This window comes from Myxococcus eversor (genome assembly GCF_010894455.1).
GTDB classification, from domain to species: domain Bacteria; phylum Myxococcota; class Myxococcia; order Myxococcales; family Myxococcaceae; genus Myxococcus; species Myxococcus eversor.
In genome coordinates this window covers 309,029-325,412 of the sequence record NZ_JAAIXY010000001.1, presented here as the reverse complement: position 1 = coordinate 325,412, position 16,384 = coordinate 309,029, and the positions used below count along the sequence as shown (strand labels likewise).

Here is a 16,384-nt window from a genome sequence, read left to right as displayed (position 1 = left end):
CGCGCCCCCATTCGCTCGCGTGTTAGCGTCTCTCATGGACTTGGAGTCATCGGAGCGACCCTTCCTCGAACGGCTCTTCACGCCGCACCCGGGTCGCGAGTTCCTGACGGAGTACTGGCCCACGCGGCACCTGGTCTGCCACGGCCCGCTTGAACGGCTCGGGGAGCTCGCGGAGCTGCCCGAGCTCCACGACATCGAGCGGTTGCTGCACACCTACCGCAACCCGGTGATGGTCGCGCTGCCGGACAAGCGCGATGAGCACAGCGTCATCCGGGTAGAGGCGCAGGCCGCGGCGGCCTTGTACCGCAGCGGAATGGCGCTCATCCTCGACTCGGCGGAGCGCTACCTCCCCCTGGTCGAGCAGTGGCTGCACATGGTGGCGTTCGAGCTGGGGCTGGCGCGCAACGCCGTGGCGCGGGCCATCTTCTATGCCTCGCCGTCGGGTGGCGGAAATAGCCCCCACTTCGACGCGAACGCGAACATCGTCGTGCAGGTGCGCGGCACCAAGCGCTGGACGCTCGCGCCCAATACACATCTGCCCCTGCCCACGGACCGCTGGGCGATGAACATGGGGCCGCCCTCGCCCGAACTGGCCAGCTACCTGGAGCAGGAGCTGCCCGAGCAGATGCCCGAGGGGGCCGAGGTCATCACGCTCGAGCCCGGCTCGGTGCTCTTCGTGCCGCGTGGCTACTGGCACGCCACCGAGGCCTCGGAGGACACGCTGGCGCTGAACTTCACGTACAGCCAGCCCACCTGGGCGGACGTGGTCAGCGCCGCGCTGCGACAGCAGTTGCAGAAGGACGTGCGGTGGCGCGCGCTCGCCGACGGAATCGGCTCGCCGGACCCCGAGCGCAGCGGAGCGTGCCACGCGCGACTCTCCGAGTTGCTTCACGAACTGCAGGCCCACGTCCTGGAACTGGAGGCCCGGAAGATCGTGGAGGAGAGCTAGGGCTCGGGATTCGGACCGCCGCAGTACCACCACAACGCGGAGGGACAAGAGATGGAAAGACTGAAGCGAGCAGCCAGGTGGTTGGCGGCGATAGTGATGCTTGGACTGACGGCTGGCTGTGGTGAACCCATGCCTGAGGACTCGCAAGAGACCTTGCAAGAGCGCCCGAGTGAGTTCGAGTCAAACGTGAGGGCCCAAGCATGCGAAGACAACATCGCCTGCCTTTGCTCAAGAGCCTGCAATCAATCTTGCGGCCAGACAAACCCGACGTGCTGGGACGAGTGCTTCCAGAACTGTGTGAACTGAGGACTGCCGCACAGCGCTTCAGTGCCCTGCCCCCAGCAAGTCGGCGCATGGCGGCCCGCCCTGGTGCTCAAGGACGGGCCGCCAGCCATACTGCCCGGCGGTCATGCCCGACAGGCCGAACTGCTTGCGAGGAAGCATCTCCCAAGGACTGCCGCGCCTCAGCATGAAGACAACAGTGAGAGCCTGGGCTTTCCGTGACACGGTAAAGCTCCAGTTGTCCCTCTCCCATGGGCTTGCGCTCCATGCCGTAGATTCAGTCTCTTATGTTTGGCTATCCTGTAGACTGGTCTGGGCACTCAAAGTGTCCATGGGGGTCGCTCAATGAAGAACGTCCGTGCGGTCATGGCCGCCCTGGTCTGCATTTCCATCGTGGGGTGTGGCGGATCCACTCCCGACAACCTCGACACCGCGGAGTTCTCCTCGGACGAGGAGCGTGGAGCAGTCTCACAGTTCAGTACTTGTTCGGCGAACTGCGGTCCCAATCTGGCCCTGTCCTGCACCAGCGCGATCTGCTCCTCGGAAGATGGAGTGGGAGTGACGTGCAACGGTGTGTTCCAGAGCTGTGACTTCGCGGTCTGCACGGGCCTGTCCGCGTGCAGCCAATGGGCAAACAGCCTGTGCTCTCCCGTGGGTGCGCAGCGGGATTGTTGCCATGGCGATGCGCTGGCCCGAGTCGTCTGCAGATATGAGAACGGCCCTTCGTCGCGGACCTTCTGGCGCCTCGAATACGTCCCGTAAGAGTCATCCCTTTATTGGTTGTCGTGCCCAGCGTGGGACAGCCCACCCTGCCGGAAGCCGCGGCCTGGTCGCTGACTCACCAGCTACGGGCGGCGCTCAGGCTTCGTCGTCGGGGAGGAGCATCCGGAGAAGCTCATCGTCAGGACCGAGAGGACGCCAGCCGGCCGGTGGCGGATTGGCGAGGAGCGATGTCCTGATTTCGCGTGCACGCCCCTTGTGCGTATCTGGGGTATAGGCAATCCAGGGGCCAAGTGCCTTTGCGACTGCGAATCGACTCGTGTCGTCGAGCACTGCCGGCCACCCATCAGGGAGGCTCCCCCATAGCTCGCGCACGAGTTGTCCACGAACCAAGCGGGTCACTTGCTTGCTTCGCACCGCCTCGATGACCAGACCATCGTACACCTGGACTCCGGCAACGTCGTCCGGCCCGAGCTCCTCGGCCAGTGCCACCAGCGATGCGGTGGGGCGGGACTCGGCAAAAGTCGTGAGTGAGTCGTAGCCGCGTTCGCGGACGCGCTCATACACACGGGCCTTCCAGTTCCCCTGCCACGAACGTCCATCCGTCATCGACTTCTCCCTTTGGTGAACTTCATCGGGATGTCGTAGCTCCGCATGCGCTCCGCGACGATGTCCAGAACCTCGTTCCGCGTCAACATCCGACCTGTCGTGGTCTCAGCTTCGTGCAGTGCCTCCATGATCAGCCGACTCCATTCTCCGGGCCACATACGCCCCAGCTTCCAGTTCCCACCTCCGTGAATCGCCTCGTGGTGAGCCTGCTCCAGCCGGACACAGAACTGGTCGATGTCCATGTCGCCCTTGAAGCCGCGCGCCTCGAACCACTCGCGGTGCTCCTTCGGCATGACGTGGTGCTTCGGGGCCTCGGACATGCCCGCTCCCGCCTTGCCCGTCACGCGCATGCCGCGCACCTCGGGACTGTCGCCCAGGGCATCGCGCACGCCCGTGGGCAAGTCCTGGTGAGCTTGCGCCATCATCGCCTGCCCACCGTGAATGCGGATGGCCGCGCTCACCACGGGGACGGAGAGGACGCCCGCCTGCACCAGCCGCCGCATCATCTCCACCCACTCGGCGGAAACGACAAGCTGTGAGCCCACCATGACGCCGCCAGAACTCATGACAAGGCCCACGCCAAGCGTCGCGGGGGCGGCCGGTGGCAGCCTGGGGGGCCCCAACTTCAGCGTGGAAATCATGGCGAGCATCTCCCACACCTGCACCGCCACCATGATCTTGCCCCCTGTCTCCATGGCGGACCGGGCGTCCGCGTGCATCATGTTGAACTCACGCGTCAGCTTCCCCATCAGCTCAGGCATCGCGAGTGCCGCCGCCTCGACGCGCACGGGACTTTGGGAGGTGAGGTCCGCGAGCGTTGGCTCCATCAAGCCCTGAACGCGGTGGAGGTCGATGAACAGCTTCTCGTCGCCGCACATCGGGCACTCTCGGAGCAAGACGTCGGAGAGCTGGAGGAAGTCCACCCAGGTGGCGAACAGCAGGGCGCCGAACATCGCGGACTGGAACCGTGGGCCCGCCATGCGCAGGACGCCCAGCTCCATCTCCGAGTCCCCCACCTCCGACGCGACACTGGCCAGCTCCGTCGCGCCACCGAGAGCGCCACGAATCCACGCCACTTGCCGTGAACCGTGGTCGAGATAGCGCGTGAACGCGCCGCCACTGAGGGCCCTGCCACTGAAGACGGGCGCGCGCCCAGCGAGTTGGGAGAGCATGGACTCGGCCTCCTTCAGCGAGCCCTTCACATCGTCGATGGATTCGAGGAGGGTTTGCCGCGTCCCCTAGGCGCTCGGGCCGCCGCCTCCGGTAGCGGGTGTGCCAGGTCCAGCGAGCGTCACGGCGGCTCGTGGAGTCCTCGGTCGCCACCGCCGTTGCTCCGCATCAGGACCAGCGAAGGAGGACGGGAGGTCAACCGGGACGCGTGAGGACGTGTCGCTCGGTGTGTTGGCCCAAGAGCGCGCCCCTGGCCTGCCTGCCGGCGCATGCCGTACTCCTCGAGACACCAGCGACGGCTGCGCTCGCACGCTTGCTCCAAGCTGCGCAGCCGTTCACCCCCGAAGCAGTCGTCACGCACCGTGGGGACGCTGCGCTCCACGCGCCCCTTGTCCTGGGGGCTTCGGGCGCGGGCCGCGTCCACATGGAAGCCCCGGGCCTGCGCGTACTCGAGGAAGGCGGGCGTCACCCGAGCGCCCAGCGCGTCCGCCGTGACGACGAGGGCCTTCGTGTTGTCGGGTACCAACACCCGGAGCTGCCGCGCGATGTGCTTCTTCGCCGCGCCGCCCAGCCGCAACAGCAGCGCCTCCTTCACCTCTTCCATCGTGACCTCTCGAAAGCCCGTCACCTCTCCCGGAGGAGGGGCGTAGGCCGTGAGTCACGCGGGTGGGGTCAAAGGTTTTGAGAAACCCTCATCCCCAAGGGATCAATGGTTTCGAGAAACTTGCCCCAGCGGGGATCAATGGTTTTGAGGACCGACAGCCGCCGTCGATTGTCCAGCCCTACTTGCCTGCCCGCTGGCGGGTGAGCAGCCGTGCGTGCCATGACGCCACCTCCCTACGGCGGCAACACCGCAGGCCCAGGAGGTAATTGCCGGCGTAGAAAAAACGGAGCCCTCCGACCCAAGGCACTTCCACCCGCAGGCCACAGCATCTCAATCACGCGCGGGTGCGCACCAGGGTCATAGAGGCAAGGAAAGAGAGATGTGTCTACCCAATCCCGGAACATGTCGAGACCATCTTTCTTGCCCCTCCCGCCCATCGAATGATGACGGACAAATCTATTTCACTCTCTTCAGCACATGCTCGGTGATGTCGTCAGACGGCCCCGCGTAGACGGTGGCACCGGAGTCGACAACAATGTTGAATCCATTTTCTTTTGCGAGTTCGCGCACCGCCTTTCGGATGCGATTCATTATTTTATTGGTTTCCTCCATCTTGCGCCGACGATTGTCGGCCTCGAAGGCTTGGGCCTTCGCGCTGTAGGAGTTCTGCTTGCGCTGAGTTTCCGTCTCAAGCTTGCTGCGCTCGCTATCAGTCATGCCTGGGCCGTCGCTTTGCAGGCGCTCTGTTGAGCGCCGGACCTCTGCCCACATCTTCTCAAGCTCCGCGGCACGGCTCTTAAACTCATTCTCCAATTGCCTTGCAGTAGCGCTCGTATCCACTAGCTGCCTTGCAATGTTGGCTACATCCACGACCGCAATCTTTGCGACAACCTGAGCATCGACCAGAACTGACATAGTCAAACTCTCCGTAAGTCAATGCGAATCACATTGAGCAGGCGACGACTCAGGAGGTGTTGGTTGATGGTCAGTGCGCCGTCCCATCCCCCCTACCGCCTCATTCTCATTTCCAAGCTATGGTAGGGGTACTTACGGAATAAGCGCTAGTGGGCGAGGGCTGAAGGTGTCTTGTCGCGGGCAGCCCCTCAAGTCCCGGGCCACTGTCGGAATTCGCACGCATCTACGTGGAGTCAGCGCACTTCCTCGCTGACGCACCTGGGAGTGATCCGGTTCGATGGACAGGTTGACTACGCCGCTGCTCTTTCGAACTCGGCCGGCGCAGCGTAGCCGATTGCCGAGTGCAAGCGCTGCTGGTTGTAGAAGACCTCAATGTAGTCGAACAGCTTCACCTTCGCGTCGTTGGCGCTCACGAAGACTTCTCCCAACTCGTTCTTCAGCGCGCTGAACCAGCTCTCCATGGCCGCGTTGTCGTAGCAGTTGCCCCGTCGGCTCATGCTGCAGACGATGCCGTGCCTCGCCAGAGCGTGCTGGTAGTCCTCACTGGCATATGTGCTTCCCTGGTCCGAGTGGTGCAACAGCCCCTCGGCTGGGCATCGGTGGCGCAGCGCCATGTCCAGCGCCTTGAGCGTCAGGTGCCTGTCGTTCACCGCGCTGAGCGCCCAGCCCACGACGAAGCGCGAATAGAGGTAGACAATGGCCGCCAGGTAGAGCTTGCCTCCGGGGGTGGACAGCTCGGTGGTGCCTCCTACCCAGCGCTCATTCGGACGTTGTGCCGTGAAGCGCCTGTCGAGCAGATTGCCCGCCACGGGGTGCTGGTGCTCGCTCATCGTCGTGCCTCGGTACCGTCGACGCGCCCGCCCGACCAACTGATCCTCGCCCATGAGACGGATGACGCGATTGCGGCCGACGCGCACTCCCTGGTTCCGCAAGGCCCGGTGGATGCGCGGGCTGCCGTAGGTGCACCGCCCTTTCTGGTGAGCTTCGTGCACCAGCACCTTCAGTTGCGCGTCCTCCCGCTGTCGTGCGCTCGCAGGCCTCTGGCTCCACGCGTAGAAGCCCGAACGTGACACCTTCAGCATGCGGCACAGCCTGCTGTCGGAGAAGTAGGCCCGCTCCGCACGGATGAACTCAAACTTCACCCGTTCTCCTTCGCGGTGTAGGCCACCCATTCTTTTAGCAGCGCTCGCTCCATTTCCAGCTCGCGCACCTGCTTGCGTAGCTTCGTGAGTTCCTGCCGCTCCGCGCTCGTCAGCGCCCCGGGCTTGCCCTGGCCCTTGTCTGCTCGGGCTTGGTCCACCCACATCCTCAACGCCGACAGCGTCAAGTCCAAGTCCCTCGCCACTTGGGACGTTGTCTTTCCCTCCTCCACCACCAGCCTCACTGCCCCGGCCTTGAACTCCTCCGTGTAGCTACGCCGGGGGCGTCGTGGCTTCTTTACTTCCCTCATGTCGGACACCGTACCTGCCTCTTCCTTGGTGTCCGCTGAAGCGGATCACGCCCAACAGCCGCCCCATGGGGCGCGAGTCATTCCTTCGCCTCTCCACCCAGAGTGGAGAGGCCGTCTATCCCCAGTGCGCATGCCCCCGAGCCCACGACGTGCCCGCGCTGTCGTATCCCATTGACCCCGCGGGCTCGGTTTTGTGCTCAATGCGAGTGCCTTCGTTGACCGGACTGCCGCTGCAACTGATGCTTCTGTCGTCGCAATCCGAGCGGTGGAGGCCGACTGAGTGGCCAGGCTCATGTGTAATGACGTGCTTGATTGTGTTGGCCGAGGAGTTCGCAAGGTCGGCACGCATCAGCCGCGAGAGCGTGTCTGGACGGGTGGACCCACACCACCTCCCACCCTCGAACGCGAACAGGAAGTGAGGAAGGAATCCCCCTTCGTCCGTTACTTCACGTGGAAAGGCAGAGACGCTTTCCGAAGCCCCCCGCCCTTCCCGGGCGCGGAGGCCTCAATCCACGGAATGAGGGGACAACACCATGAAGCGAGCGTCCATCGTTGTTGCGGCGGTGATGATGTCGGTCGGGTTTTCCAGCACGGCCCTGGCGGCCCCCATCACCGTGAATGGCTACGTCTGCGCGGCGACCTACACCCGGCAACCCAACGCCTTCTATGGTCAGGGCTACGTGTTCGTGCAGGTGAACACCGCGGCGAACTGCACGGGGAGCTTCGTCGGCACCTACTACTACCTGGGCGCGAGCGCCTCGTCCGCCGGCTACCAGTACAGCGAGGCCGAGCGCCTGGGACTGTTCGAGCGCGCCACCCAGGCCGCCACCCAGGGCACGAAGGTCACCCTGTACGTGGAAGGCGCGGGCGTCGGCATCCTCGACACCACCTACCGCGGCAACTGACGGCGGACCGGCTGCCTCGCACCTCTCCGGCGCAAGACAACGCCGGGGTGGCGTGGGCGCGCCCACGTGTCGCTGAGCATCGTGGTCGAGGGACAGGCCCCGTCATCACAAACCGGCGAAGCGGCGCATAGGATGCGCCGCCATGGACTTCCAGGCGCGACTCGAGGCGCTCACGCACCAACTCCGGCCCTGGTCCTCCCTGTGGTCCCGCTCCATCCTCCAGGGCTGGCCCGGGTCCGGCACCGCCTGGCCCGAGGACTGGCTGGCCTATGCCCGGTCGCTCGATGAAGCAGGCGAGCGGCGGCTGGACCAGGGGGAGCTCGTGGGCGCCCCACCTCCGTCCCTGGGCGCGCTCCTGGCCGCGCTCCAGGAACTGACGGCGCTGCCCTGGCACGAGGGCCTTCACGCGCTGACCGTCTCGGAGACGCAGGGCCTCAGCACCAAGAAGACCCACGAACTCGAGCGGGTGCTCGCCCTGCTCGCGCCGAGAACGCGCTTCATCCACCAGGCAGTGGATATCGGCGGCGGCATGGGACACCTCGCCCGCCTCTGTGCGCGGACGTTCGGATGGACCTTCCACAGCATCGACAGAGACGCCGCGTTGCAGGACAAGGGCCGGCGGTGGCTGACGAAGACCCGCTCGCCAGTCGGGGACACCCTGTGTTTCATCCAGGCCTCCGTCGAGGACGGCCTCCAACCACAGCTCGATCCGCTCTTCACCGGCCGGGACCGGGCCTCGATTGGGCTGCACACCTGCGGGCCACTCGCCCTCACGCAGCTCCGCAAGAGTCAGGAGGCGGGCTTCGTCCTGAACGTCGGCTGCTGCTACGACAAACTGGAGACCCCGCGGGATTACCCCGTCTCCCACGTCGGAGGCGCGCATCCCCTGCCCTTCACCCCTCATGCCCTGGCGTTGACGACGCGGGGACGGCCTCACAAGACCGACGCGGAGTTCGCGCGGATGAAGCGGGTGTACGCGTGGCGCTTCGCGTTCGCGCTCCTCACCATGCGGCACTTCCCCGAGCGCGGCTTCGTGAGGGCCGGGGACGCGCCCCGGGCGCTCTATGACGGACGCTTCGCCCTCTACGCGCTCGACCGTCTGGAGCGCCTGGGCCTCGAGCCCCGCATGACGGATGTCGAGCTGGATGCCTTCGAGGTGTCCGTCCGCGCCGAGACGCGGGACCTCCTGCTCTGCCATCTGCTGAGGGACCGCTTCGCGAGGGCGCTGGAGGTGGTGCTCCTGCTGGATCGCGCGCTCCTCCTGGAGGAGCTGGGCTTCCAGGTCGAGCTCCTCCAGCTCTTCGAACCACGCCTGTCTCCACGAAACCTCGCGCTCATCGCGTCGAGGAGCACTTGAACACGGGCCGCTACCGCCTGATTTGCAGCGTGACGGAGGCGAAATCCTCGATGTTCGGCTCGCCCGGCTGGACGGGCTTGAGCGTGTAACCCACTGCCTTGAGGCGCAGGCCGCCGAGCGCATGCTCATTGACGGATTTGGCGTTGAACCGCCCCTTCGTCGTCGACTTCATCGCCATGCCCGTGCAGTTCTCACAGGTGGGAGAGCGGTACACAATCACCGTGCCCCCCTCGATGTCATTCGTGGCGTTGAGGCGTGACTTCGGCACCGAGATGAACAACCGCTCCTTGGGCTCGGTGCCGGGAATATCCCAGACCGCGCCCAGCGGGAGGTCGCCGGCCAGCTCGGCATTGGTCCCCACCGGGCGGAGGGTGACCGTGGAGGTGGCACCATTGGCGATGGCCGAGGTGACATTGACGAGGTCCTGCTTCTTCGTCCATCCCAGCCAGTGGAGCTGCGGGAGGTTGTAGTTATCCGACGGGAAACTGCCCATGTACGTACTCGCGTCGCCGTATGGAATGTCCTTGCCGCCTGACGGATTTCTCGCGTTGCCGTGCGCGAGACCGAGGACATGCCCGGTCTCGTGGGCGTGGTCCCGGAGCAGGTTGCCATTGAGGTAGATGCTGCGCGCGCCAGCCCTCGAGACGCTACACAGCCCGTTGGGCATCGTATACACGGTCAGGAACGTGTCCGGGCTGGCGTAGCGGACGGCATAGGTCTTCGCCTCCTCGCAGGTGCTGCCCGCCGGCGCCGTCAGGTCCCGCCGGGTAGGGGCCTCCGCCAGGCTTATCTGATTGCGAGAGGCCCCCTGGAAGAAGTCGTACATGGCGAGGACCTGCGCCTCGATGAGGTTCATCGAGGTCGTGCTCCTGCCCGCGACGGAGACGCGGACGATCTTGACGGTGTGCTTCCGGTTGATGTCGACCAGTCTGCCAGTGTTGTTGTGGTTCTTGACGCACGTCGACTCCTCGGGGGCGCAGTCATACCGGTACTCCGATGGCGGCGCCTCCAAGTCCTGAACCCGGAACGAGCGCACCTTGTCGTTCGTGCTGGTGCCGTTGGCGAACTTCGTCACACAGAAGCTCGCGTCGGTCTGGACGGAGACCCCAGTCCCCGTGCAGTCCACACCGGCGAAGAGCCTCACGGCCTTGCCGATCGGCACCTCGACGTAGGAGGCGCCAGCGGTTTGTCCGAGGGCGTAGCAGCCGTTGGCCTCGACCTCCTTGACGATCTGGGAGGCGCCATTGCAGTCCGCGCGCATGCGCACGAGCGGCGGACGGGGGGTGATGAGCTGCTCGCTCAGCGCGGGCCAGTTGGCCGCCGTGCAGTGACCTGACTGCACCTCTTCGAGAAAGAGTCCGTCCTCGAGTTCCCCGTGCTCGTGAGTCCCGCACGTCTCGACCATCTCGCTCCAGTGAGCCCAGTCACAGGTCCCCGCGTTGGCATACGTCTCGACACACGCGAGCGACGCCTCGAGCTCCGGGGAGAGGACCGCCTGACGGGTGGCCGCGACAAACGCCTCGGGGCCGGGCTGCTCGTGGGCTGGCTCGTCCCACGGTTCTCCCTGACACCCTGACACCCATGCTCCGCACAGCATGACGACCGTCATGGCCACCTTCCGCATACGTCTCCCTATCGCGGCCCAAGGCCGCATGACACCACGCGGCATATGCCACGGAGTCACCGTTGTAGTTCGATGAGTTCGACAGCCTGACGGCTGTGCGGACATGGCTGTCTTGCCCGCGAGTCACGCGGCCAGTTTCCATTCCGTCGCAAATGTTCTTACGCGATTTTCGCGGGAATGGCGACAGGGGCGAGGAATTTTCCGCGCGTCGGCTGGCGCTTCCGCCGTGGCGCGCGGTCTCACCGGAATCAATCACAATCAAATGTGACGGAGGCGCGGCGGCGGCGTGCCGCGCCTCCTCGCGACGTCCCGGCTCAGCGCGCCTGGGTGACGCGGTTGTTGCTTCCGGTGTTGCTGACGCGCGGCTTCTTGCCCTTCTCCGGGCCCTGCTTCCAGGTGACGCTGTTGCCGCTGCCCGTCGTCTCGATGCGGCGCACGGTGTGGACGGTGACCTTGTTGTCGCTGCCCGTCACCTCGACGAGCTCGCAGGTCCCCGTCAGGGTGACCTTGTTATCGGAGCCGACAATCTCCACCTTGCCCCCGTCGGCACAGTCGTGCGCCACGGTGCCGTCGGAGTCCACCAGTTCGAGCGAGCCGCTGCGCCGCGACGACGTGTCAGCCTCGTCGTCGTCGTCCCGCGCCACGGCGCCATCGACCTGGACGTCGACGCCGCCGCCACCGCGGACCCGGGTCGTTCCGCCGCGCGTCTCCACGGTGTTGCCCTGCGACTTCACCTTCACGCTGCCGTCCTTGCCGACCTGGACCGACGCGGCCTCGTCCTCATCCTGGGCACTGGCCGTCATCGCCCCCAGGACACATGCGATGACGATGAAAGTCTTCGACCTGATTTGATTTCGCATTGAGATGGCTCCCTTGAGTGACTGGGCGCGCAATATACGCATGGGCAGCTCCCTCCACACGCGCCCCGCCACCGCCGAGCCCCTCGAGGGCCGCCTGCGTGCGTTCCCGAGCAACGCGCCTGCGTCCCGGTGACAAGCACCCGGCCCTCGCCGGGAGCCCCCCGGGTCCAGAGTCCGGGGACTTCCCCTGGTACGTGGCTTGCTCAACGAGGTCCATGGCTCCGACCCACAACAACACCGCCGTGTTCCTGATGGACGGCGAAGAGTACTTCGACAAGTTCCGCGACTGCCTCTACGAGGTCCGTGACGCGCAGGTCGACCCCAAGACGTACGTGCGACTGGGCTGGTGGTGCCTCCAGCACGACACCCTGCTCGACCGCCACGCGGGCAAGAACTTCGGACAGTGCCTGAAGGAGGTGGCGGACCAGGGCCACCCCGTCGACATCTGCCTCTGGCAACCCGATGACGTCACCGTCAAGGGCCTCGAGCTCGCGAATATGTCGGACCACTTCTCCCTGCATACGCTCGCCAAGAACAAGGCCACCCGGTCCCTGCTGCACGACTACCAGCAACGCATCCAGGTGTATCTGGAGAAGCACAGCGGCGTCGGCGTGGGCTACTCGCTCCACCAGAAGATCGCCATCTTCTCCATCGCCGGCACGCTGAAGGTCCTGGTCGGTGGCTTCAACATCGAGCCCGAGTACTGGGACAACATCGACCACTCCCGGCCCTACGGCCACTCGTGCCACGACACGGGCGTGCTCCTCCAGGGCCCTGTCACAATCGACATCGAGGAGGAGTGGCTGCGCCGGTGGAAGAAGCAGATTCCCACCATCCACCTGTTCGGCCCCCCGCATCCCGCGGTCGCCCGCTCCAAGGTCCAGGCCCTCGCGAACGGCCAGGTCATCCAGAACGGGAACGTCACCGTCACCGCGCTGACCACCAACAGCGAGTCGCTATCCAACCAGACACATATCCGCGACAAGCTGGTGGACCTCATCTCCCACGCGAACAAATACATCTACATCGAGAACTTCCAGTTCTTCAATCCAGAGCTCGTGAAGGCGGTGCGCACGCGCATCAAACAGATGGGGGCCAGGCAGCTCAAGGTGGTGCTGGTCATTCCGGATCCCCTCCACGACGCGGACAAGGGCGTCACCTACCTGACGCGCATCACCTACGCGATGATGGCCGTCGAGAGTGGCTACCTGGACGAGAACTGCCTCGCCGTGGAGGTCATCGACGGGGAGATCACCTACAACAGCGACCAGCGCCAGCAGTTCACGAGGGCCACGTACTCCAAGGATGACTATGTCTGGGAGATAGACGAGCCGTCCGTCTCCCTCAAGGACTGGCCCCAGCAGGACTACCGGCTGGTCCTGACACACAAGAAGACGAGGGCGAGGAAGGAGGTCCGGCTGGACGCCGTCTTGAGGTTCATCCACAAGGGGACGGGCCAGAAGAGCAAGCCCCAGCCCAAGCACGCGGACGTGGCCCCGAAGATACAGGTGTACTTCCCCTACCGTTATGGGGGCTTCGGGAAACAGCCAGAGACCATCTACCTGCACACCAAGCTGATGATCATCGACAGTCAGCACGTGGTGCTGGGGAGCGCCAACTTCGACTGCCGGGCCATGGACTACGACGGCGAGCTGGACGTGCACGTCGACGACGCGGGCTTCGCGAACCACGTCAAGGCGAGGCTCGTCAACCACTACGGCATCCATGGGATGTACGAAGTCCCACGCGCGTGCTGGAACGACTCGGCCGAGGAGCGCCATCAAGCCCAGTGCGTGGGGCTCGCGCGCAGGGAGCCCGAGGACCTCTGGGCCATGTTCGAGGACGTGGGCAGCTCGAAGAAGCTGAAGTTCAACTGGCTCTGACACGGCGGGGCCAGGGGGACGCGAGGCTGGTTGCAAATCGGCGACCAGGCTGTCCGTAGACCCGGGATTGGACCGCCACCGGTCCCGGGTTCCCCTCGCGGCGCAAGCATCCGCACGCCTCGGAGGTACGGCGACCCGAGCCCTTCGTTGGGCAGGCACACTTCACACCTCCCGTGGAGCCCTCCCTACTTCCGAGGTCCAATCTTGACACGCTCTCTTCGCACCTTCGGGCTCATCCTCGCGACCTTGTGTCTCTCGCCGCTGACAGGTTGTGACAAGGACTCACCCCCCTCCACGCCCGACGCGGGCCGGGACGCGGGCAGCGATGCTGGCCCCGATGCAGGCCCCCATGAGGTCCCTGATTCAGGACCGGACGCGGGCCCCCATGAGGTCCCAGACGCGGGACCGGACGGGGGGACTGATGCTGGCCCCTATGTCTGGGATGGCACCTATGTACCGCTCGAGGAGCATGGGGACCTCGAGGACAACGGAGCCCTGGCCGCCTGCGGCTTCGACCCCCGGAACGTCTCTGCCACCATCTGCAACGAGTTGGGCCGCACTGACCTCTTCGACCTGTCCCAGTGTGACATGCGCTCACTCGGCTCGCTGCCCCAGGAGGGCATCTACCAGGCCGAGCTCCGGGGCGAGCGCGCACTGCCGGATGGCAGCATCCGCATCGTCCCGTCCCTGGCCGGGTTCCAGCTTCGCGACGACGGCCGCACCAGCACCATGTATGACCAGCCCCTGCTCAAGCTCGACATGGAGGGAGACCGCTTCGTCCTGCAGGGCCAGAATTCGCGAACCGGCCTCGTCACCAACCTGACGGGCTGCGAGGCGAAGTCCACCAACATCATCACCGGCTGCTTCGCCTATTGCCGCCGAGGCCAGTTCACCCTGGGAGGCACCTTCGAGGCCCAGCGCCTCGCCACGCAGGAGGCCGAGCCCGAGTCCTCGGGCGGACTCGAGCTGCTGTCCGAGCACCGTGTCTCCACGGGCCACGCCGTGGACGTCTACGTCGCCAAGGGCCACGCCTACGTCGTCTCCCTTCCCCACCTGGACCAGCCGGGTGGACTCACCGTCTTCGACGTGAGCAACCCGCGCAACCCCTTGCGCACCGCCGCCATCAGCCTGCCCGGGGACAACGTCTGGAATGGCGTGTGGGCCAAGGACAACGCGCTCTACGTCGCGAGCAATGCCTCGGGCGTCATCGTCTACGACATCTCCCAGCCCGCCGAGCCGCTCTTCGTGCGCAGCGTGCCCACGGGCAGCGCGGGAGGCGCGCACACGGTGCTGGTCGACGGCGACTTCCTCTACGCCATGGACTCCACCTCGGGCACCTTCATCTACGACCTCACCCACCCGCTCGACCCGGTGCTGCGCACCGTCATCCCGGGTGGCCCCCACGACTCCTTCGTCCATGAAGGGCGCCTCTACATCAGCGACTCCTACGACGGCTACGCCATCTTCGACATCAGCGACCTCGACGATGTCAGCGAGCTGGGCCGCTTCGTGCGTCCGGATGGCTTCGCCCACCACAGCGCCGTGGGCACCTTCGGGGGAAAGACCATCGCCTTCGAGGGCGGCGAGTTCAACGCCTCTCACGTGCGCGCGCTCGACGTCACCGACCCGGCGAACATCGTGAAGATTGGCACCTTCAAGATGCGGCGTATCACGTCCATGCACAATCTCATCCTGCGCGGCAACCTGCTCTACGTCGCGTGGTACCACGACGGCCTGCGCGTGCTGGACGTCTCCAATCCCACCCAGCTTCGCCAGGTGGCGCACCACCACGTCTTCCGCGAGGCGGACCCGGTCCGAGGTGACAGCATCTTCGAGGGCCTCCTCGGCGTGCGAATCCCAGGCGACGGCTACGTCTACACCGCCGAATCCTCTCGTGGGCTCATCATCTTCAACGAGCTGTGAGCTTCCGCCGCCCTCCGCGGGCATGAAGCCTCCCAAACAGACCGCGACGACCCGCGCGGACCCCAGGGCCGCTGGCTCCGTTCATCGAGGCGGAGCTGGCGGAGTCGGGCATCACCTTCACCCCGCCTCCTCCAGCAGCCTCTCAGGGGCCGCGTGCGAGGTGCGCGTGGCCCCGTCCCGTCTCGCGTCAGCTCGCCCCCAGGAAGGCGCTGATGCGCCCCGCCAGCCATTGCCGGAAGGCGTCCGTCGTTGGCGGACAATGGCGACAGTCCTTGATGAGCTCCTGGTCGGCGAGGGTCGGAAAGAGCGCCCGCGCGCGCGCGAGCAGCTTCTCTCCCGGAAAGCTCACATCCCCATCCCCGGCCAGTACGAGGGTGGGCGCCTTCAACCTCGCGAGCTCCTCCGGCTTCGCGAGCGCGGGGATGCGCATGTCCATGTTGCACGCGCGGACGGCATCGCCGAGGAACGGCGCCCAGTCATCATCCGTGGTCGTGAGCAGGTGTCTGACGAACGCCTTCAGGCGCCGCTCCGACGGGGACATCCGATAGAGCATCATCGGGATGGCCACCTTCGTGAGCCCCTCCCAGTGCGAGCCGTTCACCACTCCCGCGGGGAAGAGCAAGGCGAGCCTGTCGATTCGCTCGGGTGAGATTGCCGCGAGCCGGATGGACACGAAGCCGCCCCAACTCACCCCCACCACATGGGGACGCTGGAGCGACAGTCCGTCAAGAACGTCTCGGAGCCACTCGCCATATTCGTTGTTCGACACCGACGGCCGCACATCCGCGCTCTTCACCGACTGGCCGACGACGTCCACCGCGTGAAGGCGGAATCGCTCCAGCAGCGGGGCCAGCTCGTGGAGCACGTGCGCGGAACTCGCGAGCGCGCCGTGGAGCACGACGACCTCGGGGCCGTCTTCGGGCCCGCCCACCAGCACATGCGTGTCACCGATGCGGGTCTTCACCGTCCGGCTCTCGGTGGGCACCCTCAGGCGGTCGCGGAAGTGCTCATGCCACCGGGAAAGGACTGCCTTCGCCTGCTCGCCCTTGAACGCCGATTTCATCCGCCCAGCATCCCATTTTCTTGCCCTGGAACCGGTTTGGGCCTTTGCATTCATTCCGAACGGAGAGCAC

Annotated in this window: 14 protein-coding genes; 5 read left to right on the top strand and 9 right to left on the bottom strand. The window is 65.6% G+C overall.

The annotated features are described in order from the left end of the window. Positions 1-34: 34 nt before the first annotated feature. Positions 35-949: a JmjC domain-containing protein gene (locus G4D83_RS01285; protein WP_163861669.1), complete on the top strand. Its 915-nt coding sequence runs from the start codon at positions 35-37 to the stop codon at positions 947-949. 1,140 nt (positions 950-2,089) lie between these two features. Here G4D83_RS01285 and G4D83_RS01280 read toward each other — a convergent pair. From G4D83_RS01280 to G4D83_RS46725, 6 genes are all read right to left on the bottom strand, one after another. After that, positions 2,090-2,560 (bottom strand): NUDIX hydrolase, encoded by a 471-nt coding sequence (locus G4D83_RS01280; RefSeq protein ID WP_163861666.1) that lies wholly within the window; start codon positions 2,558-2,560, stop codon positions 2,090-2,092. After that, entirely contained in the window at positions 2,557-3,732 is a 1,176-nt protein-coding gene (locus G4D83_RS01275; protein ID WP_205522547.1) for a DUF2380 domain-containing protein, read from the bottom strand. Before G4D83_RS01275 ends, G4D83_RS01280 begins: the two co-directional genes overlap by 4 nt. 119 nt (positions 3,733-3,851) lie before the next feature. Further along, on the bottom strand, positions 3,852-4,334 hold the full coding sequence (locus tag G4D83_RS01270; protein ID WP_163861664.1) for a transposase family protein: 483 nt from the start codon (positions 4,332-4,334) through the stop codon (positions 3,852-3,854). 456 nt (positions 4,335-4,790) lie between these two features. Next, a complete protein-coding gene (locus G4D83_RS01265; protein ID WP_163861662.1) occupies positions 4,791-5,249 on the bottom strand; it encodes an OmpH family outer membrane protein in 459 nt (152 codons plus the stop codon). A 290-nt stretch (positions 5,250-5,539) separates the two neighbouring features. Continuing rightward, positions 5,540-6,699 (bottom strand): IS3 family transposase gene (locus G4D83_RS01260; protein WP_163861658.1). Its coding sequence is split into 2 segments (ribosomal slippage): positions 5,540-6,420 and positions 6,420-6,699, totalling 1,161 coding nucleotides; the frame shifts between segments, so codons are not numbered across the junction. A gap of 115 nt (positions 6,700-6,814) precedes the next feature. Beyond that, entirely contained in the window at positions 6,815-7,048 is a 234-nt protein-coding gene (locus G4D83_RS46725; RefSeq protein WP_163861655.1) for a M57 family metalloprotease, read from the bottom strand. A gap of 184 nt (positions 7,049-7,232) precedes the next feature. Here G4D83_RS46725 and G4D83_RS01250 point away from each other — a divergent pair, with 184 nt between their 5' ends. Then, positions 7,233-7,604, top strand: coding sequence for a hypothetical protein (locus G4D83_RS01250; RefSeq protein WP_163861652.1), 372 nt, complete (start codon positions 7,233-7,235; stop codon positions 7,602-7,604). Between the two features lie 142 nt (positions 7,605-7,746). Next, positions 7,747-8,961, top strand: a complete 1,215-nt coding sequence (locus G4D83_RS01245) for a methyltransferase (protein WP_163861648.1) — start codon at positions 7,747-7,749, stop codon at positions 8,959-8,961. 10 nt (positions 8,962-8,971) lie between these two features. Here G4D83_RS01245 and G4D83_RS01240 read toward each other — a convergent pair whose 3' ends face one another. Further along, positions 8,972-10,570 (bottom strand): hypothetical protein, encoded by a 1,599-nt coding sequence (locus G4D83_RS01240; RefSeq protein WP_240356084.1) that lies wholly within the window; start codon positions 10,568-10,570, stop codon positions 8,972-8,974. A gap of 329 nt (positions 10,571-10,899) precedes the next feature. Further along, positions 10,900-11,445 (bottom strand): DUF3060 domain-containing protein, encoded by a 546-nt coding sequence (locus G4D83_RS01235; protein WP_163861646.1) that lies wholly within the window; start codon positions 11,443-11,445, stop codon positions 10,900-10,902. Positions 11,446-11,660: 215 nt separating this feature from the next. Here G4D83_RS01235 and G4D83_RS01230 point away from each other — a divergent pair, with 215 nt between their 5' ends. Further along, a complete protein-coding gene (locus G4D83_RS01230; RefSeq protein WP_163861644.1) occupies positions 11,661-13,328 on the top strand; it encodes a phospholipase D-like domain-containing protein in 1,668 nt (555 codons plus the stop codon). A 204-nt stretch (positions 13,329-13,532) separates the two neighbouring features. After that, a complete protein-coding gene (locus G4D83_RS01225; RefSeq protein WP_163861642.1) occupies positions 13,533-15,251 on the top strand; it encodes an LVIVD repeat-containing protein in 1,719 nt (572 codons plus the stop codon). A gap of 187 nt (positions 15,252-15,438) precedes the next feature. Here G4D83_RS01225 and G4D83_RS01220 read toward each other — a convergent pair whose 3' ends face one another. Then, on the bottom strand, positions 15,439-16,314 hold the full coding sequence (locus G4D83_RS01220) for an alpha/beta fold hydrolase (RefSeq protein ID WP_163861640.1): 876 nt from the start codon (positions 16,312-16,314) through the stop codon (positions 15,439-15,441). Positions 16,315-16,384 lie beyond the last annotated feature (70 nt).